The sequence below is a fragment of the Pseudomonas corni genome (assembly GCF_057128765.1).
Genome location: NZ_JBSKHW010000016.1, coordinates 1 through 25,595 on the forward strand (window position 1 = coordinate 1; position 25,595 = coordinate 25,595).

Genomic DNA, 25,595 nt, shown 5'->3' on the forward strand with positions numbered 1-25,595 from the left:
CGTGACTACCTCTCTACGTTTTTGAAAATCGGCACCATTGTGGCCCTGGCGATCGGCATCCTGATCCTCGCGCCTGAGCTGAGAATGCCTGCACTGACCCAATTCACCGACGGCACTGGCCCGGTGTGGAAGGGCGCGCTGTTCCCGTTCCTGTTCATCACCATCGCTTGCGGCGCAGTCTCCGGTTTCCACGCGCTGATTTCTTCGGGTACCACGCCCAAGTTGCTGGACAACGAAAAGAACGCCCGTTACATCGGTTACGGCGGCATGTTGATGGAGTCGTTCGTTGCCATCATGGCCATGGTCGCGGCTTCGGTGATCGATCCGGGCGTGTACTTCGCCATGAACAGCCCGGCCGCCGTGGTTGGCGGTGACGTGGTGACAGTGGCGCAAACCATTAGCAGTTGGGGTTTCGCCATCACGCCGGAAACCCTGACCGCTGTGGCCAAAGACATCGGCGAGAACACCGTACTGGCTCGCGCCGGCGGTGCGCCGACCCTGGCCGTCGGTATCGCGCAGATCCTGCATCAGGTGCTGCCGGGCCAGAACACCATGGCGTTCTGGTACCACTTCGCAATCCTGTTCGAAGCGCTGTTCATCCTGACAGCCGTCGATGCGGGCACCCGTGCCGGGCGTTTCATGCTGCAGGACTTGCTCGGCAGCTTCGTACCAGCCCTCAAGCGCACCGAATCCTGGACCGCCAACATCATCGGCACCGGCGGCTGCGTCGCGCTGTGGGGTTACTTGCTGTATCAGGGCGTGATCGATCCACTCGGCGGCATCAACACGCTGTGGCCGTTGTTCGGTATCTCCAACCAGATGTTGGCAGGTATTGCGCTGATGCTGGCAACCGTCGTGTTGATCAAAATGAAGCGCCAACAATACGTGTGGGTCACCATCCTGCCCGCTTCGTGGCTGCTGATCTGCACCGTGACCGCAGGCTTCATCAAGCTGTTCGACCCAAGCCCGGCCGTTGGCTTCCTGGCGCTGGCGAAAAAATACAGCACTGCCGCCGACGCCGGCCAGATCATCGCCCCGGCCAAGACGGTGGAGCAGATGCAGCACGTGATCTTCAACGCGTACACCAACGCCACGTTGACCATCCTGTTCCTGTTCGTGGTGCTGAGCATTCTGTTCTACGCGGTCAAAGTCGGTCGCGCCGCGTGGGTCAAGAAAGAACGCTCGGACAAGGAATCGCCGTTCCAGCCATTCCCCGAAACCCATTGATCGACCGGAGCGCTGCATATGTTCAATGACCTGAGCAAGCTGGGCAAATACCTCGGTCAGGCCGCGCGCCTGATGGTGGGGATGCCCGACTATGACAACTACGTTGAGCACATGCAGAAAACCCATCCGGACAAGCCGGTAATGAGCTACGAGATGTTCTTTCGGGAGCGTCAGGACGCGCGTTATGGCGGGAAGGCTGGGCCTAAATGCTGTTGACCGATAGATCGGTCTGAACGAAAACGCCACGCTGAGTCGTGGCGTTTTTGTTTCAGCTTTATTTAGGATAGTAATACGTCGGTCTTGCCAGTTGCCTGTTTCGATTACCGACTGCACGGTTAAACGCGCGAACAAATGGGTTGGTTCTAGCTGTAGTGAGTCTGTTGCCGAAACGATCCACTTTGGTCGATATTTGCAATGTCTTCATTGCTTGGGGATGGGCAGTTTCAACCACATGGTCGAACCCTGCAACGGGTCGCCGTATCGCATTGGCGACCTTTTGTGCGGCACCTGATCTACCACCCCAGCAGGCTGCAAGAATGATCGGCTGATTAGGTGATGGTGGGATCTGCATAGCTTCGATCCTCGGTCCTATTTCTCGAAGCGCAACTGTAGTTGCATCCTCCATTTTTCCTTCAAGGTTCATCAAGCGCCCAAAAAGGTCGCCATGCGTTTCGTAAGCCACCCGACCCTCACCTAGTAGGTTCTCATGAAATACAACGTCATGATCACCGGCGCTTTTCTCGAATAGTGTTTGGCCTTTCCTTTGTTTGCCAGGCTGCTGAATTTTTTTCGACCATCGCCCCCCGGACCTGGAAGCTCGTGCCCCTGCCTTGGTAGCGATCCCGGAGGCCAACCCCGTCACCGCCGACGCTACCCCCGTCCCCAACGAAACCCACCCCAGAATACCGGCCGCTTTTTCATCTCCTCCCGTTGCTTCCAGGGTCATCGCCGCCACGCCGGTAGCCAATGACACCGCCGCAAACCCTGCTGAGGTAATTGCCATTGCACCGCCAAGCGTCAAGGCGCCCATGCCCCCGGCCCATAACGCAGCGAGGGCAGGTGCAGCAGTGCCGAAAGAGGCGATCGTACCGGCGATCGCCAACGCGGTACCGACACCCGCCACCAGCCATTTCCACCACGCGTGACCATCCGGGTCGATATTGTTGATCGGGTCGCCCGCGCAATAGGCATAAGCGTTCAAACCACCCGCGCCAAAAGGGCTTTCACTGTCGGGGCTCAAGAAACTCATTAGCACCGGGTCATAGGGACGGTAACTGCCCGGCATGTACCAGCCGGTCAATTCGTCTTGCCGTTCTCCCGCAAAACCGGGCTGGCCCTGCATCGCATCGCCGCTTCTGAAGCCATGGGGCGAGTAAGTAGCCATGCGCGCAGAATCGTCGACCTCAAGGCGCACCGACCCTTGCGCGTCCGCACCCAGGAGCATGACGCTGGTGGTGGCCTTTACCGTTTCTGCGCGGTTGACAACGCCCTGATGTACCGCCTCGGAAAGCTTACTGATGGCCAACACCGTACGCCCCGCGCTCAGGTAACTGCGCCATCCCTCGGCGTCTCGCTCATTGGCAACCGTATCGGCCTGATAAAAAAGCCGCCGCTTTTTACTATCTAGAACGACTTCACCCAGTTGGCCGAGCGGGTCGTACCGATATTCAGCGGTACGAACACCTTCAGTCACACTCACCAGACGATCTTGTGCATCCCATGTCAGCTCCCGACCAAGGCCGTCGCGGGTCACATTCCCATGGGCGTCGTAGGAGGGCTCGATCAGTTTTGGCCAACTGGTATGGGTATGGGTGACTTGTTTTATCTGAGTGGGATCGGCATCGCTGTAGGTGAATACGGCGTCGTCTTGCGTCCCGTCGGTATAAACGCTGACGACCTTCTGGTAGCCGTCCAGGGCATTCAGCGTAAACGCCTGACTGCGCAGCACATTGCCGAAAGGGTCGGCACTCGAATTGGGTCCTTCAGTGGTGTATTCCAGCAGCCGGCGTCGGGTGTCGTAGGCGTAGGTTTCATGGCTGAGCAGCAGCGCCCCCACTCGCCATCTCCGAGATTGCACCTGATTGCGCGCCGTGTAGGTGAGTTCCTGCGTCCAGGCTTGGGCTGCCTCGGAGGAGCTTATCGTGCGAGTCATTTCCCGGCCCAACGCGTCGTAATCCAGCGTCTGGGTCAGGCTGCGGTTTTGCGTGAGATCACGCGTGACTATGCTCTGCAGCCGAGAAAAGCCGTCATAGGCAAACGTAACGGTTAGCGACTCAGACGATTGCCCGGCCAAGCGGCCAATGGCGTCATATTCCAGCGCGTAAACGACCCCCGAGACGTCGGTAAACGAGACTGGCAAACCCGACAGCGAGTGTTGCCAGTATGTGGTATGGGTTTCCTGGTCAACGGTCCACGTCTGTGACTCGGGCTTTCCGGCCGGGGTGTAGGTCCAGGCCATCTCACCTAATCCTCCGCTCGCCGTCAGCAACTGGGCATCATGCGGGGTGTAGGTGAAGTCAGACTGACCGGTTCTGTCGTTGATCCGGGTCAGCTGATTGTTCAGGTGTTTCTGGTACTGGTACGCGATTGAGTCTCCCCGTGCCGTGGTACTCGAAACGGGGGGCATTTGGCCTGCCGTGTACTGCTGAAGCTGCTGCCTGCCGCCAACCTCAACGCTGCGATCGCGTCCCAGCCCGTCATAGGTCTTTGTGCCAAGCAGAAATTTGATGCCCTGCGGCGTCACCACGTCAACGGACTCAAGATGATCGTCATCACTGTGAGCGGCATACGACCAGTTCACGACCGTGTTGTCAGGCAGGGTTTTACTGCTGATCCGCCCCTGCAAGTCGTAACGGGTGCGGGTGATGACAGGGTCGGCCAGCGGCACGTTGTCGGATTGAGTGATCACGCGATCCAGTCCGTCTCGGGAAATATCCTGCGCGAATACAACGCCGCCGTTGGGGTGGTGTTGCTCGGATCTTACGACACTGCCCAATCCGTTCAGAAAGGTAACGACTTCCACGCTCTTGATGTTATCCGCGCTCTGGGTCCATTGCCGGCCTTTGAGCGTGACTGGATCGTAAACACTGTATTGCCGGGTGCCATCGGGGCGATGAGTGATGGCGCGATTGCCCCAGCCGTCGTACTCGTAGCGGGTTGTCAGGCTTATCGGCTCGGCTTGACTCGGCAGCCAGTCTTGCGAGGTTTCCTGTTCGACTTGTCCCAAGGCGTTGTAACGCGTGCTGAGAATTTCCCGGAAGATGCCGGGAGCGTTATCCCGGTCTTCTACCTCGGTGCGCAATGTGCGCCCGTCGCCATCCAGGTGCAGGCGCTTGCGTACGCCATGGGCATCGGTTTCTTCGACCTGAACATCGAGCGCCCGTGTGCTGCCTGCTAATTGATAACGGCAAGTCATCGTCACTTCATAATCGGTATCGGGTGCCACCGTTTTGCTGACAATACGGCCAAGCACATCGTGTGTGTACTGCTCGACGACGCCATCATGGTCCTGCTCCATCACCGTCAGGCCGGTGAGCACAGAGCGAGCGGCGATTTCAGTGGCGGTGTTTTCTGCGTTGTTCTCGAAGCCGGCAACCGTCGTATGCATGACCAGTTGGTTGTTGACCAGCTCATAGCGATAACGCGTGGTGGTGCTGATGTTGTTGAGGGTCGTCACCGAGGTCAGGGGGCGCCCGTGATGCTCGCCGCCATCCTGAATGAAGGTCTGAGTCGTGGAGCCGATCGTCGCCAGCCCTGTCGGCGTGGCTTCGCTCATGAGTTCTTCGGCGACTACCACGTGTGCAGGAAAGTCAGGAATACGTGAGGGCAATAATGCATAACGATAAGTCGTAACCAGGGTAGCAGCCCCTCCCGTGGAGTTGTCTTGCAACAAGGCAGGTTCAACCCTGTATTCACGGGTCCAGCGAGTGAACTTCAACGGGTCGGCGGGGCATTCGGCGCCTGCGTAGTCAGCAGGGTAATACTCACGTTTCTCGACGATGCCGCTGGCATCCCGGAAATACACAATATTGCCAGCCTCGTCGTATCGGGTTTCGGTCTGTTCCCGCCTCGGCGGGACCGAAGGTTGCGATAGGTCTTCGTACTCGGTTGTGACTTTCCAGGGGAGCTGGCACCACGGCGGCTGTGCTCGCCAGGGCAGGTCCGGGTCTTCATCGTATACCGTGAAAACGCTGAGAACTTTGCCTTGATATGACGTGATCTCTGCCGTCTGCAGGTGAAAGCGGTTCCAGGTGCGCACGACAGTGCCGAGGTCCGTGCCGCTCTGATCGAACATCATTTCCTTTACACCATAGGAGTAACTGTTCGCGGCTTGATACAGGTTGTCTTTACCGTCCTCCCATCCGGCTGGAAGTTCTGCACCTCTTCCCAGAAAATTGTGATCACCTGACCACTCGTACCGTCGGGTCAGAAAGGGCAGCTCGTCATTGATGATGTGCCGCCACGCGGTCACTCGAGGCAAATACTGCAGCGGCGCACCTGGCGGCAGTCGATGGCCCTCGGCACCGGCTGCATAAAAAATGCTGTCGACGCTACCGAGTGGGTGCTGGACCTCTTCAGGGAACAGCAGGCCCTCCACCTCTTTGTAGCCGAAAACCCAATCACTTTGCGCCTCGTCGGGCAGGACCAATCGCCCCAATCGACCGTCGGTAATGACGAGTCTGATCGTTGAGGCTTCGCTGGAATCCGGATTGGACTCAAGCAGTATTTCGGTCGCGGATACCGGGCGGATCATCAACAGGGTTCTGCTTTCGTCTTTTATTTCAGAAAGTCTAGAAACGTTGGGGATGCCTGACGGACGCCACTCAAGGAACACACATCGGCCTTCTGGTGAGCAGATCTGCTCAGGCTTGGCGATGCCGGTTTGTTCCTGCATCCGCAGAATCTCGATAACGCCCGACTTGTACTCGATGTGGAAGTCATTCCCTCGACAGATGACCCTGAAACTGAGCAACTTTTGATCGAAAAACACCAACTCCCCGCCGTCGCTGAAGTCAGATCTGTCCATGTCTATTGCATATTGCGAACCGTCCGACAGGCGTAGGGACTTCCTGCCGCGGTCAAGTTCCGCCAGGGTCAGGCTCCAGCCGCGGCCAAACCCCTGGTTGGTCGAAGAAGCAAGCGGGCTGAACACTAGGCCGGCCGATATCAAGGGGCCCGCAAGATGGTTTCCAGCGGTCATAGGCAGCTCCACTGCAAGGGTGAACTGGCCGGTACGGACATCTACCCCAGTGGTGACATGGCTGAAAAAATTGCTGGCTTGCGAGTAAAGGCCGTTGCCGTTTTGTAATCGACTTAGGTCCGGGCGAAAGTCAGACATTCGGATGCCTCCTCTACGGACTTGCAAGGTTGGAGCGAATGTTAATGGTCGGCGAGGTAGAGTTCATTTCCGTCGTCTAGCGGTCTCACGTAAACGACTGATTCGTTGCCATACTGATCAACATAAGCCACTACGCCATTGCGGTCAGCGTCCATAACTCTGCTTGTATTTGACTCGGTTACGCGAGCTAATGAAACTCGTCCCTCTGTTGCAGCTCGGGTATTGGCTGGGAACTCCAGTAACTGGGTTGAGTCTCCGTGTTTGTAATGTCTCGCGATCGTAGTATCTACGAGAAAAATATAGTGATAATAGTTTTTGTGGTTCCCGACATAGTTGGCGTAAAACCACCCGCCCTCGCTAGAGCCTCCGCGGGGGATTACATATCTTATTAAGTAGTTTCTGTCCGCGAAACCCACGGTGTAGATATCAATATCGAAGTTTTGATCGGGCGACGAGATGTCCTCGCGGAAGATCGAAAATTCAGAAAGCTGGTGGGGTCTAGGGGGTTGCGGATGAATCGTCAGTGAACTGTTGAAAGCACCTCCTTGTGACCAACCCCCCGCTTCGACGTCAGGGCTACATGTATGAACTCGGTCACCGGCGGGGTAAGTTAATCGGGCGCCTATTCGTAAGGTTTCGTTATGAGTAGTCGTCAGCCAGAGTGAATATGTTTGTGCCGCGAATATTGTATCTTGTAACGTAGCGGGTGAGAGCTGCCATCCTTCAGGAACTCCTTCAGTTTGCACGGGGTCGGATTCTGCGCCATCTGTATCAGAAGGAGTGGCAACATGCGACTCAGAAAAAACAGTGCCCTCAGGATAGTATACGAATCTATTGTCTCTCGATCTTCTGATCCCAATCGTCGCAGGTAAAGCCTGTTGATTGTGGTACAGGATAAGTTCAATTTTAGCCAGGTCTGTATCGGGAATCAAAACGACTTCATTATTGTCATTTCTGCCTTCAATAACTATGACGACAGGTACTTGCTGTCTGCCGTTGATAAATACATTAGCCGTCGTATTGTCTGAGACGCGCTCCAGATATTGCACTTGAAATCTGCTGAGGTGAGTCCAGTTCGGCAGATCTTGTTGGGGGTGGGTAGCAGACGGCGACTCAATTTGTTTTTTCATGATGTTGTCTCCAGCAGAATGATTGAATCGTGAACAGTCGTGTTGTCCCTGGCTCGGGAGGAATATTGACTTGGCGCTGATTGGCTTGCGAGCTGCGACACAACCTAGTGCGATCAAGTGGTGGCTGCACATATCGCCTGAGTTCCTAAGCCTTCATCCAGGGTGAGATGTTCTGTCTACTGTGCGTCCTCAAGTTCCAGGTGTGTACGACCCTCGAAGCCTGAAGGGGCTGTAAACTTTATTTTTAACAAATGCTCATTACCCTGCGAGTCCGTCGCGGTAATCGTGCACGGGCCGTTTTGTGTATTAGCGCTGGTGCTGTGATAGGGGATGTGCAAAGACCCTTGCAGAAGTACGATAATCTTGTCGGTGTTCGGCGAACTAACGGTGTCGACTCGCTCGTTTGTGACGAAGTAATCTCCGGTAACGATGGCATCGTTGTGCTCAAAGTTGGATTCTTTAGGTCCCGCAAATGCCACGTACGATGCCTTCGTTTCCTCAGATGTTTTATCTTGCCATTGAATCATTCCAGTCGGAAACATTATGGCTGTTAGTAATTTCAACCCGAAGGGGAAGATAACCCATTCGTAAATGAACATGCCAGAAGACTCGCTGCCAGATATTAACGTCCGGTTCAATGAGTAATCCGTAGCCGCCGAATGTTGAGGAGGGGCCACTGCAATCAAAGTTACATCTGTTACAAATTCAAAATTTGTTACGTATATTTCCTCAGGGGTTTTGGTTATTTGTGCCCAGAGCTTTTTCGTTGTACCTCCGGATGCAGAGGTCATGGCGTAGAAACGTTTATTGAGCAAGTCGCTCTCGTGGAAGTGAGTGTTGTCAGTATGTGTATGAGTTGTGAGCTGTACGTCAGTGGACAAATCATTCTGGTTTAAGCCTGCGGGCTGAAAATAATCGTAAATATTTCTTTGATCGGTCACCCACCAATTGCCTGAGGTTGGCTCTGTGGGCAGAGGTACGAATTTGCCAGCGTCAGTTCTTTCAACGATGCACAGGCTCGCTAACTGAGCCTCCGTCACTAGCAACGATTCCCTGGCTTTTACGCTGAGTATAATCTCCACCTGTTGCTTGCCATTGGCGTAGTGCTGAGGGCTAGCCGAAGTGACATTGATTTCGAAAGTCGTCAGCCAATTAGTTGGGTAGGGGTCCGCCGCTTTGCTTGTCATAATTAGGCCTTCCTTGATTCGTCTCGGTATTGTGGGAAGAAAAGTCGCCGGAGTGCATATCTTCTTCGGCATTGGTTAATTTTAGATTAGCGACGGGGCTGTTAATAGCAACGTGACTGTTAGTTTTATTCGAAATAAACACTTCTATATTTAGCGCGATTCTCAGGTTTAAGCAGGTTTAGCTGTAACCACACGCGCTGATATTTCCGCGAGTTCGTTGCGGCTCTTAAGGACAGCCTGCTTCAACGTATCTACGCCGAAGCCTGTATAGGGGTTGGTGTTGATGGTTCGCCGGGCTAATCCCTGCGAACCTGTGCTTGCTAGCGGTGAGTCACATCATTTGCGGGCTGGGGCTTTACGTGGAAAAAGTTCGCCGGTGCCAAGCGAGGGGTCTCGCACCGTGTGCAGATTGTCTTGCCTCAAGTCGATCGGCCGCCGACCCCTAATTTGCTTCAAAGGCACAAAGTCATCGAAAACTACCCCAACAGATAATATCGAGCCGCGTATTTAGCTGGTTAGATACCCGCTCGAAATAGCCGACTCTCCCAATGACGAATGCCATTTGTGAGCGAACGATCCGTGGGCGCTGCTGGTGACGGCAGGCGATACAGACCCCCCAAAGGACAGCGTGAATAAAATGATAAATCTGGGTCAGACCTGTGTTTCCCTCGAACAAAGGGAGTTATTCAAGGACGGCGCGGCGCTGCGGGTGGGCGCTCGTGCGTTCGACATTCTTGAGTTACTGATCCGCTTTCAGGGACAACTGGTCACCAAGGACGAAATACTGCATTGCGTCTGGCCACAGACAGTGGTCGAGGAAAACAACCTGCAGGTGCATATTTCAGCGCTACGCAAAGCGCTTGGTGACGATCGTGACCTGATTCGCACCATCGCCGGGCGGGGATACGTCCTGCTGGGTGCTGGCGGTCCGGAACCTGAAGTCAGGTCTGAGCCCCACGTGGTCCGAAAATTACCAAAGGCCGAGCCGATGCTGCCCGTCAGCGTGCCGTTGATAGGACGAGAGGTCTTGTTCAATGAAGTCTGTCAGGCCCTCAGCGTCTGCCCGCTGGTCACGTTGACCGGCCCGGGTGGGATAGGCAAATCCGCGTTAGCCATTGAGGTCGCCCAGTCTTTTGCGAACACCGGATCGGCGTCGGTGTATTTCGTGTCCCTGGCGGAGTTGAACGGCCCCGTCCTGTTAATGGAGGCCATGGCCAGTGCCTTGGGCCTCGACGGCGCCGAGGCCGAACCGACGCCGCAAGCCCTTATTCACCAGCTGGCTGGCCAAACGTGCCTGATCATCCTGGACAACTGCGAGCACATGATTGAAGCGGTGGCCAACCTTGTTGAAGCATTGATGCATCAGTGCCCGAGCCTGACGGTGCTGGCCACCAGCCGCGAGCCGCTGCGCATCGCCCATGAGCGCAGCGTGCGTGTTGCACCTCTGGATGTGCCTGACGTTGACGCTGATCGTCAGTCAATCTTGACGTCGGCGTCGGTGCAGTTGTTGTCGATGCAGATGCGAGAGCTGGACGGCACATTTGCTCATAGGCGCCTCTGCCATGACGCTGATTCATCACTGGACACCCAAAGCGTCGAGCTGATGGGCGAGGTCTGTCGGCGACTGGAGGGTGTGCCGCTGGCGCTGCAGATGGCGGCATCTCGCGCTTGCGGGCTGGGCCTGTTTGAACTGATCGCAAGCCTGAATGACAACCTGCATCGGCTCAGCTCCGGTTTGCGTACCGCGCCTGCGCGTCATCAGACGCTGCAGGCATCGTTGATCTGGAGCCTGCGTCTGCTGGACGACGATGAGCTGGCGGTGCTTGAACGCCTTAGCCAGGTGCAGGGACGTTTCACCCTGGACCTTGCCTGTGACGCTGTTCAGGACCGGGATATTCCGCGCTCCCGTGTGCTTGATTGCATCATCGGGCTGGCGCTTAAATCGCTGCTCAACGTCACCGCCCAAGGGCCTTTCCGTTTCTACGCTGTACCTGAATCAACGCGCGCTTTCATCAAATGCACCCTTCAAAGCAGAGCGCAAATCCCTCCCCGGGCTGGTGACTCGCCGTTTGCGCAAAAGCATGCACCTGCGCTATCGATGGGGAACCTTCGCAACAGCACCTCTGGACCGACCGAACCTAACGGTTATCATGCGCGGCATCAAAGGATGCTGGCGGCCAGCCGGTAGCACGCCCAACGGAAGTTTCTATGAGTGCGACACCGATTGTTTATGTGGTGGATGATGATGCAGCCATACGGGTGGCGCTGGGCCGATTGCTGAGTTCGGCCGACATCGACTCCCAGGCGTTTGCCACTGCGGACGAGTTTTTGCAGAGCAATTTTGCCGAACGCCCGATGTGCCTGCTGCTGGACGTCAATCTGTGCGCAGGCAATGGTTTTGATCTGCAAAGCGAACTGCTGCGTCGCGGGCATAGTTTTCCGGTCATATTCATGACCGGTTTTGGCACCATTCCGATGTCGGTTCGCGCCATCAAAGCGGGTGCCCATGAATTTCTCACCAAACCCTTCGAGCCCGATACGCTGATTGATCTGGTGCGCCAGGCCTTGCAACAGGATCAAAGCCATTGGGCGGAACGAGCAATCACTCTCAGCGTTCGTCAGCGCTTCAATAGTCTGACGCCACGTGAGCGCGAAGTGCTGGGACTATTGATCACCGGCAAGATGAATAAACAAATAGCACTTGAACTTGGCACCAGCGAAGTGACGGCCAAAGTGCATAAACGCCACGTTATGACGAAGATGAACGCACGCACGGTTATCGAACTGCTGAAGATGCGCGAGCGTTTAGGCGTGCTGACCGATTAATCGGCAGCTCCATGCACACGTGTCATTTCAGTGGTCATTGAAATGTCGCCCGACATCCTCTTTTCGCTAACTATCACTGCCGCAAAGCAGGGCTTATGATCGTCCTCGTTTCTGTCTGTGACAGTACTCACCGCTCGTTCAATCCAGCGTTTGCCACACGTTTTTGCGCTGGTGTGTCGTCGGCATTGCCTTGGAATCGGCTTCGTGGAATGCAACTCAAGGGCTCTCATGAGCATCGTCAACGTACCTCCTGTTTCAGGACGCGCCGCTGCAGATCTCGATGGCCAGTGGCTGGAAAGCCTTGTCTGGGAGTTTTTGTACCTGGATGCGGAGCTGGCCCACTACCGGGTCAAAAACCCCGGCACCGGTGAAGCCTGGCGCATCGTGCGGCCGGCGCCATTGGCCAGCGCCAGTGCGTTGCATCGGCTGGAACACGAGTATTCGCTGAGGGAACTGCTTTTCCCTGGTTGGTCATTGCAGCCACTGGCGTTGCTGCAATCGCGCGACGGTTTGCTGCTTGTCTTGAACGACCCGGCAGGCACTTCGTTGCATCAGCAACCCGATGGCGGCCACACGCTTGAGGACTTTCTCACACTGGCTGAGGGCGCTGCTGCCGCGCTCGCTCAGGCCCATGATGCACATCTGCTGCACCGAGATATAAAGCCGTGCAACCTGGTTCAGGGGGCGGACGGGGTAGTGCGCCTGACCGGTTTCAGCTTGAGCATCGGGCTGGGTCAGGGCTATGGGGCCAGCGATAGCGACTCGATATGCGGGACGCTGGCGTACATGTCCCCCGAGCAGGCTCGTCGTGTCGAGCGCCAGGCCGATGAGCGCAGTGATCTTTATGCCTTGGGCATGACCTTCTACGAGTGGTTGACCGGCCAACTACCCTTTGACGCTGCCGATGCAGTGGAATGGGTGTACTGCCACGTCGCACGCCAGCCGCCACTGCTCAGTCAATTTCGTGGCGATATCCCGGCGCCTTTAGCCCGTTTGGTGCTCAAGCTCATCGCCAAGAATCCCGCCGACCGTTATCAAACCGCCCACGGCCTTGAAGCCGATCTGCGCCGATGTCGGGCGCAGTGGCGGCGGCTTCAGGACATTCCCGATTTCACCCCCGATCAAGGGGCTCTTGCTCCCAGTGCCGCGCCGCTGTCGCTGGCCGATGCCACGCCACGGGGCCGGCTGCCGCTACCGGGCGGACAATTGATTTCTGCCTCCCGGGCGTCGATCAGTATTGCGGGCGGCCAGGACACGCTCGACCTGGTGTCGGTGATGAAAGCCAATCAGGCGTTGTGCGAAGAAATGCTGCTGGACCGCCTGATCGAAATTCTGCTGACCAACACCATCCTGCACGCCGGTGCGCAACGGGCGTTGTTGTTGCTGGTCAAGGACGGCGCACCGGTCATCAGCGCAACCGGACAGAGTCAGGAAGGGGGGATCGTGATTACGTTGTCCAGCGCTGTGCCGGATAAAAATGACCTGCCGCTGTCGATTCTTTATCGCGTGATGCGCACCCGTCAGCGGCTGGTGTTCGATGATGTGGGCAACGATCCGTACTTTTCCGCCGACCAGTATCTGCTGCGCCACGACGTGCGTTCGGTGTTGTGCCTGCCACTGATCAAGCAGGGACAGGTGATCGGCGTGCTGTACCTGGAAAACAATCTGGCGAGCGGTGTGTTCACCTCCAGTCGCACCACGGTGCTTGAGTTGCTGGCCGGGCAGGCGGCGATTTCCCTGGAAACGGCGCGGCTGTACGCCGAACTGGTAGAAGAAAACGCCCGCCGCAAGGACACGGAAACTGCGCTGCGCAATGCCCGCGCCGAACTTGAGCGGGTATCCAAGGCTACGGTCATGGGCGAACTGGCCGCCTCGATTGCCCATGAGATCAACCAGCCGCTGGCGTCCATCGTATCCAATGCCGCGGCCAGCCTTCGTTGGCTCAACCGCGAAACACCTGCGGTGGAGGAGGCGATGTCCGGGTTGCGGGACATCCTCGATAGCGGCAGGCGCGCCGGGGAAATCGTCAGCGCGCTGCAGTCGCTGGCCCGGCAGGCTCCGCAAAATCGTCAGCGGTTGCAGATCAACGATGTCATCCGTCACGTCGTGGCGTTGACCACTAACGAGGTCGAGCAACAGCGGGTATTGCTGACCACCCACCTGACCCGGTCGCCGCTTCGGGTGTATGCCTCCAGCGTGCAGTTGCAGCAGGTGGTGCTGAATCTGATCCTCAACGCATTGGACGCCATGAGCGGCGGCGACCACGTGCTGCGCAGGTTGTCGATCACCAGTGAAGTGGTGGCCGATGAGTGCATCGTGGTCAGTGTCGAAGACAGCGGCGCAGGCGTTGCGCCCGAGAACATGGACAAGCTGTTCAACGCCTTCTTCAGCACCAAAGACAAAGGCATGGGCATGGGCTTGGCAATCTGCCGCTCAATCATCGAAGCCCACCTCGGTCGCCTGTACGCCATGCCCGCACGGTACGGCGGCACGACATTTGTGTTTGTGCTGCCCGTTGGCGCGGGCGGTGGTTGAGATCCCTGTTGGAGTCGAATTCAGATTTCAGCAGCGCCCAAGTCCACAGTAGGAGCGCGCTTGCCCGCGAATTCAATCTTGCATCCAGCATCTTCATGGCCTGACACACCGCTTTCGCGGGCAAGCGCGCTCCTACAGGATTTGTGCCAGGCCGAAACATCGGCAGCGCCTCAGATTCATTGTGGGAGCGAACCTGTTCGCGAAGGCTGGTTTCCAGACGCAAAAGATGTGGCGTAGGTACGGGCCTCTTCGCGGACAGGTCCGCTCCCGCGGGGTTTGCGTGCAGTCGCAATGGCGCATCGCGTGAGAATCACTGTAGGAGCGCGCTTGCCCGCGAATTCAATCTTGCATCCAGCATCTTCATGGCCTGACACACCGCTTTCGCGGGCAAGCGCGCTCCTACAGGATTTGTGCCAGGCCGAAACATCGGCAGCGCCTCAGATTCATTGTGGGAGCGAACCTGTTCGCGAAGGCTGGTTTCCAGACGCAAAAGATGTGGCGTAGGTACGGGCCTCTTCGCGGACAGGTCCGCTCCCACGGGGTTTACGGAGGGCTTGTCAAATTCAAATGCTGGTTAATACGGCCATTTAGACGCCATCAGCCGTTCGCAATAGTCCGCGCTTTTGAACCGGGGGTTACAAAACCGCAGCACATCAGCGTTGATCGTGCCGGAGGTACTTTGCGGGCGGTGGGTCTGGCCTCGGGCGAGGGTGTCGAGCAATTTGCTTTTGAATCCCGGTTCTCTAGGAAAGGCACCAAGAATCAGCGCCAACGCCTGGGGCCCCAGTGCCTGGCAATGGGTGCCCAACAGGTCGGTTTCGACGCCCGCCGCCAATAGCGCGGTGATGCCCGGTTTGTGTTCAGGGATACCTGGGGTGGAGTGCAGCGCAACCGCATCCCAGACCTGGGCGATGTCGTCACTGGACCGACCATACCCCCGCAGAAACTGCACCGCAGCGTCGGCACTGTCGACTTCAAAGCGCTGTTGCGAGCGACGATACAGCGCGGTCACGCCCACACGCAAAAACAGCGCGCTGACGTACAGCAAATCCGGGTCGAAGCGTACCTCGCGGCTCTGACCGATAAGCGATGCAAATAAAAACGCTCGCGATGCCGAGTCGAACAGCAGTCGTGATTGACTGTCACGCATCAGCGCGGCCGCCGCGCGTGCCATCGCGCTGTCGGGTAGCCGGACGCCTGCAACGTATCGGGTGTTCACATGCATCCCTCGCTGCGAACGAGCACATCATCTGATTGCAACATAGTCCTGCGCCGACGCCTCGTCCTTGGCCAGGGCCTGAAATGTTCTGAAGCGCACGCTATGGTTCGCTCTTCAGACGTCGTATCTCCCCCGGTTTTACGAAGGATCACCCGCATTCAGAACGTTTAATGCGGCAAAAAGGACTTTCAGGCCCCCTCATTCCAGAATTGCTCTGCGACCACTAACGGCATGCAGGAGAGTCTTGAATGAACGCAATCAACTCATCACTGACGCGCGAGGCTGGCTCGCTGATCACCGCCTGTGCCGTCCGCCTTGCGCACGCCCCGTCGTATTCGCACCGCCTCGCGCTGCACCCGCCTGAGCTTCCTGCTGATCGGGTGGCGCTTTCGCCGTGGCAGGAGCGCCGGGCCAAGGAGCTGATGCACAGCCATATGGATCAGGGGCTGTCGATTGCCCAAATCGCCAGCGAATGTTCGTTATCGCGCAGCCATTTTTCTCGCGCGTTCAAGAAAAACACCGGCGTCTCGCCCCGCGACTGGTTTCTCCAGGTGCGACTGGACAAGGCCAAGAACCTGCTCACCGGTTCTGATCTGACAATCTCGCAGATCAGCCTGGATTGCGGCTTTGCCGATCAATCGCATTTCACCCGGGTGTTCACCCGCATGTTGGGGGTTACCCCGTTTACCTGGCGAAGATCAGAACCCGTGAAGCCGATGCTTCGAGCGGGTTGATGGTCTGAGGCGCCCAATCAGCGATCGGTGCCGTCAAGATTACGCTGATCGGTGAGGTGAACAGGGGTCAGGCCTCAATGCGCAGTAGACAGCACATCCGTTCAAGCCGCAGCTTGACTCGTTGTGTTTAACTGGCACGGCAAACGGCCTTTCAGGCTTTCCCCATCGCTGATCACGGAAACGATCCATGAACCGAAATGACCTGCGCCGCGTCGACATGAACCTGCTGGTGATCTTCGAAGCCCTGATGTTCGAACGAAACCTGACCCGCGTCGCAGAGAAGTTGTTCATGGGCCAGCCCGCCATCAGCGCGGCGCTGGGGCGGTTGCGCGATCTGTTCGACGACCCGTTGCTGCTGCGCAACGGTCGGGCGATGGAGCCGACGGCCCGGGCGCTGGCGATTCTCAAAGAACTGCAGCCGGCGCTGGATACCATTTCCGGTGCGGTCAGTCGGGCCAAGGAATTCGATCCTTCCACCAGCTGTGATGTGTTCCGCATCGGGCTGTCGGACGATGCGGAATTTGGTCTGTTCCCTCCGCTGTTGACCCAACTGCGAGAGGAAGCGCCGGGGATCATCGTGGTGGTGCGCCGGGCAAATTTTCTGCTGATGCCTGCACTGCTGGCGTCTGGGGAAATCTCCGTTGGCATCAGCTACACCACCGATCTGCCAGCCAACTCCAAGCGCAAGAAGTTGCGCGATATCGGCGTCAAAGTGCTGCGTGGCGACAAGCGTCCCGGCGAACTGAAGCTGGATGATTACTGCGCGCGGCCCCATACGATGGTTTCGTTTTCCGGTGACTTGAGCGGCAATATCGACATCGATCTGGCAAAAGTTGGGCGAGCGAGAAGGGTGGTCGTCGCGGTGCCGCAGTTCAGTGGACTGCGCCAGTTGCTGGCCGGGACTGAACTGATCGCCACTGTGCCTGATTATGCCGCGTGCGCGCTGGTAGAAGGTTGCGCTTTGCGAGCTGAAGATCCGCCATTTCCCATCGAGCCTGCCGAGTTGTCGATGGTCTGGAGCGGCGTCCACGACAATGACCCCGCCGAGCGCTGGTTGCGTTCGCGCATTACCGAATTCATGTCCCAGGAAACCCGGCCCATGCCGTGAGGATGTGATCGCTCCAACAGGTATCGAGCCGCCATAAAAAATCATTCACGTCAGAGCACACCCGTTCAATAACTCGCCCACCCGCCACGTCATTATCGAGACCACTGCTTGCCGAGATGCAACCGCGGCAAGCGATTATTGAATGTGTTGGTGTGCGATGACTGACTCGATCCACAACGCCCAGGACATCGGTCTGCTGTTTCTCAGGAGCAGCGGCGCGTTATTTCTGCTGGGTGTTCACGGCCTGCCCAAGCTGCTGGATTTCAACGCGCAGTTAGCGAGCATCGAAGACCCGTTTCATCTCGGTGCCCAACTCACGTTATGCCTGTCGATCTTTGCCGAAGTAGCGTGCCCGCTGTTGATTCTGATCGGCGTACTGGCGCGTTTGGCGTCTCTGCCTATCCTCTTTCTGTTGCTGGTGGCGCTGTTGGCGGTTCATCCCGAATGGACGGTGCAAGAGGGGCAATTCGGTTGGTTGCTGCTGATCATCTTTACCAGCGTGCTGATCGCCGGGCCTGGCCGGTTGGCACTCAATGCCCGTTTTGCAGGAGCACTTCGTTATGCCTGATTCCCTCACCCGAGAAGTGGACGCCACGCCCACCTCGCGCCTGTCTGCCGACGAGATCGTTACCCTGGTGGTCAAGCATCGGGTCAAGCAAGGTCTGGAGGCGCAGTACGAAGCCTGGTTGCGGCGCACCGTCGCGATTGCCGCAGCCTATCCAGGGCATCTGGGCGTGGATGTCATTCGCGGAAAATCCGGCGGCCTGCACATGTTCACCTGTGTCCTGCGTTACAGCTCCACCGAGGTCATGCAGACCTGGCTTGATTCCGATCAGCGTCGCCAGTTGGTGAGTGAGGCCGCGCCGATGCTGGCCGATGGCGATGTGACCGAAATCGAACGCCACAACGAATTCTGGTTCGTCCCCGCCACCGATACGCCGCCCCCGCCGCGCTGGAAGCAGGCCGTGGTGACCTTCTTTGTTATCTGCCCGCTGACGCTAATGATCCCGCTGCTCTGGCAGCCGATCTTTGCGCTGCACGCGGTGTTCACCAATTACATCCTCAGCACTGCGCTGGTCACCGTGACCATCGTGTTGCTGGTGGTTTACCTGCTGATGCCGTTCGCCACTCGACTGGCTGCGCCATGGCTCAACGGCAGAAACGCCAGCGCGGCGCCCGGTGTGGACCATGAAGGATGACGACGCCGATCTTGCCCGCCGCCAGTTCGTGGCCAAAGGTTCTTTGCTCAGCGCAGCGGCTGCGGTCTTTTCGTCCTTGCCATTCTCCGGTTACGCCAGCGCCTCTCAAACTTCTCAATCCTCTGCCCAAGGAACTGCGATGAACGTTGATCTGATCCTCTTCAACGGAAACTTCCATACCGTTGATCAAGAAAAACCCACCGCCAGCGCCGTCGCTATCAGCGCCGGCAAATTCGTGGCCGTCGGCAGCGATGCCGAGGTCATGGGCATGCGCGGCAGTGCCACGCAAATCATCGACATGCACAAGCGCACAGTGATTCCGGGTCTCAACGACTCGCACTTGCACCTGATCCGTGGCGGTCTCAATTACAACCTCGAGCTGCGCTGGGAAGGCGTGCCGTCGCTGGCCGATGCATTGCGTATGCTCAAGGCCCAGGCTGATCGCACGCCGACCCCGCAATGGGTGCGCGTAGTAGGTGGCTGGAACGAATTCCAGTTCGCCGAAAAACGCATGCCGACTCTGGAAGAACTCAATCAGGCTGCGCCCGACACCCCGGTGTTCGTGCTGCACTTGTACGACCGTGCGCTGCTGAACCGCGCTGCGCTACGAGTGGCCGGCTACACCCGTGACACGCCGAACCCGCCAGGCGGCGAGATCGTGCGCGACAGCAATGGCGACCCCACCGGCATGCTGGTGGCCAAGCCCAACGCAATGATTCTGTACTCCACGTTGGCCAAAGGGCCGAAGCTGCCGCTGGAGTATCAAGTCAACTCCACACGGCAGTTCATGCGTGAGCTGAACCGTCTGGGCGTGACCAGCGCCATCGACGCCGGTGGCGGTTTCCAGAACTACCCCGACGATTACGCAGTGATCGAAGAGCTGGCAAAAGCCAAACAGTTGAGCGTGCGCATCGCCTACAACCTGTTTACCCAGAAGCCCAAAGAAGAACTGGCCGATTTCAAGAACTGGACCAGCAGCGTGACCCTGCACCAGGGCGACGACTTCCTGCGCCACAACGGCGCGGGCGAGATGCTGACCTTCTCGGCAGCTGACTTCGAGGACTTCCTCGAACCGCGTCCCGACCTGCCACCGGGCATGGAACAGGACCTTGAGCCGGTTGTGCGTCACCTGGTCGAACACCGCTGGCCGTTCCGTCTGCACGCGACTTACGACGAGTCGATCTCGCGCATGCTGGACGTGTTCGAGAAGGTCAACCGCGAAATCCCGTTCAACGGAATTCCATGGTTTTTCGATCACTGCGAAACCATCACCCCGAAAAACATCGAGCGCGTGAAAGCGCTCGGCGGCGGCATCGCGATTCAGGATCGCATGGCGTTTCAGGGTGAGTACTTCGTCGAGCGTTACGGCGCCAAGGCCGGTGAGCACACGCCGCCGATCAAACGCATGCTGGCCGAAGGCGTGCCGGTGGGCGCTGGCACCGATGCCACCCGCGTGTCGAGCTACAACCCTTGGACCTCACTGTACTGGATGGTCAGCGGTCGTACCGTTGGCGGTCTGGAGCTGTATCCGGAAGGTTTGTCCCGCGCCACGGCCCTTGAGCTTTACACCCGTGGCAGCGCCTGGTTCTCGTCCGAGCAGGGCAAGAAAGGCCAGATCAAGGTCGGACAACTGGCGGACGTGGTCGCGCTGTCGGCGGATTTCTTCAGCGTTGAAGAAGAAGCCATCAAATGGATCGAGTCGGTGCTGACCGTGGTTGACGGCAAAGTGGTGTACGGCACCGCCGAGTTCGACGACCTTTCGCCACCGACCTTGCCGGTGCTGCCGGACTGGTCGCCTGTGGCGATGGTCCCTGGGCACTGGCGGCCGAACGCGCCGATGGCAGCGAGTGTTCACCAGTGCGCCGGGGCTTGCACCGTGCATTCCCACAGCCATGAAAAGGCGCGTTTTTCCAGTGTGCCAGTCAGCGATTTCCAGGGTTTCTGGGGCGCGTTTGGCTGTTCGTGTTTCGCGTTCTGAATCGAGCAACCTTGCCTCGCCAGCATTAGCGGCGGGGCGATTGGCCGGTGCAGACCACCGGCTTTCACACGACATCATTCTTACCCTCGAAGGAGTCAACCATGAGCACCCCCTACAAGCGTTTGAACAAAGATGACGCCGTTGTTTTGCTGGTCGATCACCAGACCGGCCTGATCTCGCTGGTGCAGGATTTCTCGCCCAACGAATTCAAGAACAACGTGCTGGCACTGGCGGACGTGGCGAAGTTTTTCAAGCTGCCGACCATCCTCACCACCAGCTTCGACAAAGGCCCCAATGGCCCGCTGGTGCCGGAACTCAAAGAGCTGTTCCCCGACGCGCCGTTCATTCAGCGCCCTGGTCAGATCAATGCCTGGGACAACGCTGATTTCGTCAAAGCGATCAAGGACACCGGCCGAAAGCAAATCATCATCGCCGGTGTGGTGACAGACGTCTGCGTGGCGTTCCCGACTCTGTGCGCGCTGGAAGAAGGTTATGAAGTGTTCGTGGTCACCGATGCGTCCGGCACGTTCAACGAAACCGTGCAGCAAGCGGCCTGGGCACGCATGACCGCTGCCGGCGCGCAGTTGACCAACTGGTTCTCGGTGGCGTGCGAGCTGCAAGTGGACTGGCGCAACGACATGGAAGGCCTCGCCAACCTGCTGTCGCCACGCATCCCCAACTACCGCAACCTGATGAACAGCTACTCGGCGTTGACCGCCAAGTAAGCGCCGACGCGCGGATTCTGTAGGAGCGCCTCAAATCCTGTGGTGGGTTCCAATCCTTGTAGGAGCGCGCTTGCCCGCGATTGCGTTTGTCCTGTCGCCAATGCATGCACTGACGCATCGCAATCGCGGGCAAGCGCGCTCCTACATGGTCTCGGGGTTTGTTTGGGCGAGGGCAGGGCTTTCGCCATTCAGCAGCACTTCCTTGGCCATCGCTACCAGCGGCCGCAGATTGATGCGATGCCATGCGGCCCACACAGGTGTGGTGTATTGCATCCACGGCACTTCGCGCAAAACCACATTGGCCGGGGCGCTGGCACGCAGATTTTTCTGCAGCATGGCGATGCCCAGGCCAGCACTCACCAGACGCAATGCCGTCATCGGTTCGGTGACTTCCAGATGAATATCCGGCGAAAACCCGGCCTTCATGCACGCCGCCACAAACCCTTCTTCATGGACCGCAACGCGCTGAGTAACCAGGCCGCTGGCCACTGAAATCCACTGTGCGGCCTGCAAATCCTCGGGGCGCAGCACATCTTTTTGCGCCAGCGGGTGATGCTCGGGCATCGCCAGCAGCATCACGTCATCCAGCACCAGAGCACTGTCCAGATCAGCATCATCATCGGCCGGCGGTTCGCTGACCAGAGCGATGTCCAGACTGCGCTGGCGCAATCCTTCCAGCTGCTCGGCAGAGGTCTGGCTGTATAGCGCGATATGCAGATCGTGCCGGGCCGTGCGCAGGATTTTCAACGCATCGGGCAACACTGATGTGTGCATGGCGTTCTCGATATAGCCGATACACAAACCGCCTTCTTCGCCACGGCCCAAGCGTTTGCCGAGGGATTCCAGGCGTTTGGCGTGGGTCAGCAACGCCTTGGTTTCGGCCAGAAACGTGCGCCCGTCCACCGTCAGACGAATGCGCTGTTGAGTCCGCTCGAACAGGTTTAGCCCGAGAAATTCTTCCAGCTGAGCGATCTGTCGGCTCAAGGGGGATTGCGAAATGTGCAGCCGTTCAGCAGCGCGTCCAACGTGCTCCTCTTCGGCTACTGCCACGAAGTAACGAAGCTGGCGTAGATCGATCATGGAGTTCAGACCTGTCAGGACTCAAGTTAGGTAAATTATGTCTTGGACGGTCTTTTGCGGTCAACTTAACCTTTGGCTCATGTCGTTGGCATCAACAGCCATCTTGAATGAATCAAAGAGGACTCGTTATGAGCTTGAAAGACAAATTGCCAGGCGTACTGGGCTTCGGTACTGCGCCGTTGGGCAACATGTTCCGCGCCATCCCTGAAGAAGAAGCGCTGGCCACTGTGCATGGCGCTTGGGAGGCGGGCGTGCGCTATTTCGACACGGCGCCGTTCTATGGCTCCGGGCTGTCGGAGATCCGTCTGGGCGAGGCGCTCAAGCAATACGACCGCGATCAATACGTGCTGAGCTCCAAGGTCGGGCGTCTGGTGCTGGACGAAGTGGAAGACGTATCCGCCCGGGATCTGGGTGAAAAGGCCGGTGTGTTCGATCACGGTCGTCCCAACAAACTGGTGAACGATTACAGCGCCGACGCCACGCTGCGTTCGATTGAGGACAGCCTCAAGCGGCTTCAGACCGATCGACTGGATATTGTCTGGGTTCACGATATCGCTCAGGATTTTTACGGCGATGAGTGGCTGGAGTATTTCAACATCGCTCGCAAAGGCGCCTTCAAGGTACTGACCCGCTTGCGCGAAGAAGGTGTGATCCGCGCCTGGGGCCTGGGTGTCAACCGCGTCGAACCTTGCGAACTGACCCTCGATCTGGAAGAAGCCAAGCCGGACGGTTTTCTGCTGGCGGGGCGATACACGCTGCTTGACCACGACCGTGCGTTGCAAAGGCTGATGACATCGGCCCATGAGCAGAACGTCGATATCGTCGTGGGCGGCCCTTACAGTTCAGGCATTCTGGCCGGTGGCGAACATTTCGAATACCAGAAAGCCAAACCGCAGATCGTCGCCAAAGTTGAAGCCATGCGCCAGATCGCCCAGCGATTCGACGTCGACCTCAAAGCCGCTGCGCTACAGTTCTCACTGGCCAATCCTGCAGTGGCTGCGGTCATTCCCGGTTCCAGTCGTCCGGGTCGCATCGAGCAGGACGTCGCTGCGTTGACCCAGCGCATCCCCGTTGAGTTCTGGCAGGCGCTGGTCGCCGCCGAGCTGATTTCGCCTTTGGCACCATTGCCTCGGGCCTGACTGTGTGCCCCGTCGTCTGGCTTAACCTGGGGCGGGGCTCGTACACCTTAGAGCGAGAGAGCACATGAAAATCGATTTGAGTGGAAAGCTTGCCGTTGTGAGCGGTTCGACGGCGGGCATCGGCTTGGGTATCAGCAAAGCACTGGCGCTGTGTGGCGCAACGGTGGTTGTAGTCGGTCGCGTCGAGGCCAAAGTCGAGGAGGCAATTGCGGCGATAAAGCGCGAGGTGCCAGACGCGCTATTACGCGGTTGCGTGGCTGACCTCGGCACGGCGCAAGGCGCGCGCATTTTGTTTGACGCCGAGCCGGTCGCCGACATTCTGGTGAACAATCTGGGTGTCTTCAACGAAGTCGATTTTTTTGAAACCCCGGACGATGAATGGGAGCGGTTCTATCAGGTCAATGTCATCTCGGGCGTGCGCCTTGCGCGGCACTATGTCAACGCAATGGTGGCGCGCCAATGGGGCAGGGTGATCTTTGTCTCGTCCGAATCGGGTATTGCGATTCCGGCGAACATGATCAACTACGGCACCACCAAGGCAGCGAACCTGGCGGTTTCCCATGGTCTGGCTAAACGACTGGCGGGCACTGGCGTGACCGTCAATGCGATTCTGCCGGGACCTACCTTCACCGATGGCGTTGAGGAAATGCTCAAGGACGCGATGGCGGCTTCCGGCCGCAGCGCCCGCGATGAAGCTGATCATTTCGTGCGTAGGGCGCGTCCGTCATCGATCATTCAGCGGGCCGCGCAAGTAGATGAAGTCGCCAACCTGGTGGCGTATCTTGCTTCTGCGTTGTCATCGGCAACCACGGGCGCAGCCTTGCGTGTCGATGGCGGGGTCGTTGACAGCATGGCTATCTGATCAGCCCCACCGAAAATTTCTGGAGAATTTCCATGGCAACTGCTTCTGCATCTTTGAACCTGCCGGTGTCCGCCGACAAAGTCTGGCAACTGGTTGGCGGCTTTCTTTCGCTCCCGGACTGGCTGCCCTTCATTGCCAGCAGCGAGCCTGCCGAAGGCGGGCGCATTCGCAAACTGACTACCGAGGATGGCGCGTCGATCACCGAACGCCTGCAAACCTTCGACGATCAGGCGCGCACCTACAGCTACTCGATCACTGAAGGGCCGTTCCCGGTCACCGATTACCTGGCGACGTTGCAGGTGACCGATGTTGGCGACAACCAGACGCAAGTTGTCTGGTCCGGCCGTTTCACTCCTAACGGCACCACCGATGCCGAGGCGTCTGCCTTGTTTCAAGGCATCTACGAAGGCGGGCTGGAAGCGCTGAAAGCGAATTTCTGAAACCTTTTCCGTGAAAGAAACACGGGTCCTGTGGGAGGGGACCTGTCCGCGAAGAGACCGGTATGATCAATAGAATCGGTCGCCTGGTCAGCAGTCTTCGCGGACAGGTCCGCTCCCACGTTCCCCCGTCAAGGCAATGATTTGAGCGTTTGTCTTCCAAAAAAATAACCGTACACCCTTACAACCCATGGCATGGCATTTGCGACTAACGTAGAAAGATCTTTCGCGCGAGTGTCCGCCATGCACCTGAACACACCCGGGCCCGCCCGCACCCTGAGCCGACAAAGCGGCTTCTGGCTGTTGGCCGTGGTGCTGGTGGCAATACTGGTCGGGGTCTGGCACTTGCCGCGTCACACCAAGGCTGAAAGCAGTAAACGCTGGCAGCTACGATTGCCCAATGTGCACAAGCCGTTGCGCCGGATGTTTCTGGTGTCGGTGACGGCGGTGCTCAGCGCCTATTCGGTGGGGGCGACGATGCTGTCGCTGGGCTCGCAGATTGCCCATGATCTGATCGGCTCCAGCAACGCACTGGTCAACGGCAGTGCGATTTCGCTGTTCGCGGTTGCGGTCGGTGTGACCGGGATCATTGGCCGCCGTTTTACGCCTGACTTGTCGATCATTCTCGGCGCAGGCTTTGCTGCAGGGCGAGGTCGCGATGTTGCTGGGGAGGGCGGCTACTGCGTGGCGTTGGCGTTGTTGAGCCCGGTGGCAATCTTGCTGGTGTTTTTCGTGCCGAAGACCGAAGTGTCGAAATCTCTGTAACGCTTTGGTCGACGCTCTGTAGGAGCGAACTTGTTCGCGAGGCGTCCTGACTGACACACCCAGCCGGCCGCTTCGCCAACAAGTTGGCTCCTACAGAGGGGGGGTT

The 25,595-nt window shown here is 58.0% G+C and carries 20 protein-coding genes; 15 read left to right on the plus strand and 5 right to left on the minus strand.

What is annotated here, in order from left to right; translation table 11 throughout:
• Both ACWKV9_RS21950 and ACWKV9_RS21955 read left to right on the plus strand, forming a co-directional pair.
• Positions 1–1,227 (plus strand): carbon starvation CstA family protein (locus ACWKV9_RS21950; protein ID WP_483838202.1); only part of this gene is annotated, 1,227 nt, incomplete at its 5' end.
• An 18-nt stretch (positions 1,228–1,245) separates the two neighbouring features.
• A complete protein-coding gene (locus tag ACWKV9_RS21955) occupies positions 1,246–1,443 on the plus strand; it encodes a YbdD/YjiX family protein (protein WP_483838203.1) in 198 nt (65 codons plus the stop codon).
• A 58-nt stretch (positions 1,444–1,501) separates the two neighbouring features.
• Here ACWKV9_RS21955 and ACWKV9_RS21960 read toward each other — a convergent pair whose 3' ends face one another.
• From ACWKV9_RS21960 to ACWKV9_RS21970, 3 genes are all read right to left on the minus strand, one after another.
• A complete protein-coding gene (locus ACWKV9_RS21960; protein WP_483838204.1) occupies positions 1,502–6,565 on the minus strand; it encodes an RHS repeat domain-containing protein in 5,064 nt (1,687 codons plus the stop codon).
• 41 nt (positions 6,566–6,606) lie between these two features.
• Positions 6,607–7,695, minus strand: a complete 1,089-nt coding sequence (locus ACWKV9_RS21965) for a hypothetical protein (protein WP_483838205.1) — start codon at positions 7,693–7,695, stop codon at positions 6,607–6,609.
• Between the two features lie 176 nt (positions 7,696–7,871).
• Entirely contained in the window at positions 7,872–8,882 is a 1,011-nt protein-coding gene (locus ACWKV9_RS21970) for a hypothetical protein (protein WP_483838206.1), read from the minus strand.
• Between the two features lie 637 nt (positions 8,883–9,519).
• Between ACWKV9_RS21970 and ACWKV9_RS21975 the strand changes: the two genes are divergently transcribed.
• From ACWKV9_RS21975 to ACWKV9_RS21985, 3 genes are all read left to right on the plus strand, one after another.
• A complete protein-coding gene (locus ACWKV9_RS21975) occupies positions 9,520–11,070 on the plus strand; it encodes an ATP-binding protein (RefSeq protein WP_483838344.1) in 1,551 nt (516 codons plus the stop codon).
• 20 nt (positions 11,071–11,090) lie between these two features.
• Entirely contained in the window at positions 11,091–11,708 is a 618-nt protein-coding gene (locus tag ACWKV9_RS21980; RefSeq protein WP_483838207.1) for a response regulator transcription factor, read from the plus strand.
• Between the two features lie 228 nt (positions 11,709–11,936).
• Positions 11,937–14,243, plus strand: a complete 2,307-nt coding sequence (locus ACWKV9_RS21985; RefSeq protein WP_483838208.1) for an ATP-binding protein — start codon at positions 11,937–11,939, stop codon at positions 14,241–14,243.
• Between the two features lie 574 nt (positions 14,244–14,817).
• Here ACWKV9_RS21985 and ACWKV9_RS21990 read toward each other — a convergent pair.
• Positions 14,818–15,468: a phosphohydrolase gene (locus ACWKV9_RS21990; protein WP_483838209.1), complete on the minus strand. Its 651-nt coding sequence runs from the start codon at positions 15,466–15,468 to the stop codon at positions 14,818–14,820.
• Between the two features lie 242 nt (positions 15,469–15,710).
• On the opposite strand from ACWKV9_RS21990, the gene ACWKV9_RS21995 reads away from it, so the two are divergent.
• The 6 genes from ACWKV9_RS21995 (at position 15,711) to ycaC (ending at position 21,206) form a co-directional block, all read left to right on the plus strand.
• Positions 15,711–16,196, plus strand: a complete 486-nt coding sequence (locus ACWKV9_RS21995; RefSeq protein WP_483838210.1) for a helix-turn-helix domain-containing protein — start codon at positions 15,711–15,713, stop codon at positions 16,194–16,196.
• 187 nt (positions 16,197–16,383) lie between these two features.
• Positions 16,384–17,304, plus strand: a complete 921-nt coding sequence (locus ACWKV9_RS22000) for a LysR family transcriptional regulator (protein WP_483838211.1) — start codon at positions 16,384–16,386, stop codon at positions 17,302–17,304.
• 157 nt (positions 17,305–17,461) lie between these two features.
• Positions 17,462–17,872 (plus strand): DoxX family protein, encoded by a 411-nt coding sequence (locus ACWKV9_RS22005; protein ID WP_483838212.1) that lies wholly within the window; start codon positions 17,462–17,464, stop codon positions 17,870–17,872.
• A complete protein-coding gene (locus tag ACWKV9_RS22010) occupies positions 17,865–18,503 on the plus strand; it encodes an antibiotic biosynthesis monooxygenase (RefSeq protein WP_483838213.1) in 639 nt (212 codons plus the stop codon). Before ACWKV9_RS22005 ends, ACWKV9_RS22010 begins: the two co-directional genes overlap by 8 nt.
• Positions 18,504–18,642: 139 nt before the next feature.
• On the plus strand, positions 18,643–20,481 hold the full coding sequence (locus ACWKV9_RS22015; RefSeq protein ID WP_483838345.1) for an amidohydrolase: 1,839 nt from the start codon (positions 18,643–18,645) through the stop codon (positions 20,479–20,481).
• Positions 20,482–20,582: 101 nt separating this feature from the next.
• Entirely contained in the window at positions 20,583–21,206 is a 624-nt protein-coding gene (ycaC, locus tag ACWKV9_RS22020) for an isochorismate family cysteine hydrolase YcaC (RefSeq protein ID WP_483838214.1), read from the plus strand.
• 141 nt (positions 21,207–21,347) lie between these two features.
• Here ycaC and ACWKV9_RS22025 read toward each other — a convergent pair whose 3' ends face one another.
• Positions 21,348–22,286 carry a LysR substrate-binding domain-containing protein gene (locus tag ACWKV9_RS22025; RefSeq protein WP_483838215.1) on the minus strand — a complete coding sequence of 313 codons (939 nt, stop codon included), beginning with the start codon at positions 22,284–22,286 and terminating at the stop codon, positions 21,348–21,350.
• 128 nt (positions 22,287–22,414) lie between these two features.
• Here ACWKV9_RS22025 and ACWKV9_RS22030 point away from each other — a divergent pair, with 128 nt between their 5' ends.
• The 4 genes from ACWKV9_RS22030 to ACWKV9_RS22045 all read left to right on the plus strand — a co-directional run bounded on the left by ACWKV9_RS22030 (position 22,415) and on the right by ACWKV9_RS22045 (position 25,489).
• A complete protein-coding gene (locus tag ACWKV9_RS22030) occupies positions 22,415–23,425 on the plus strand; it encodes an aldo/keto reductase (RefSeq protein ID WP_483838216.1) in 1,011 nt (336 codons plus the stop codon).
• Positions 23,426–23,489: 64 nt separating this feature from the next.
• Complete coding sequence (locus tag ACWKV9_RS22035) at positions 23,490–24,287, plus strand: SDR family NAD(P)-dependent oxidoreductase (RefSeq protein WP_483838217.1); 798 nt, start codon at positions 23,490–23,492, stop codon at positions 24,285–24,287.
• A 32-nt stretch (positions 24,288–24,319) separates the two neighbouring features.
• On the plus strand, positions 24,320–24,727 hold the full coding sequence (locus ACWKV9_RS22040) for an SRPBCC family protein (protein WP_483838218.1): 408 nt from the start codon (positions 24,320–24,322) through the stop codon (positions 24,725–24,727).
• A 240-nt stretch (positions 24,728–24,967) separates the two neighbouring features.
• Positions 24,968–25,489 carry a hypothetical protein gene (locus ACWKV9_RS22045; protein WP_483838219.1) on the plus strand — a complete coding sequence of 174 codons (522 nt, stop codon included), beginning with the start codon at positions 24,968–24,970 and terminating at the stop codon, positions 25,487–25,489.
• Positions 25,490–25,595: the final 106 nt, after the last annotated feature.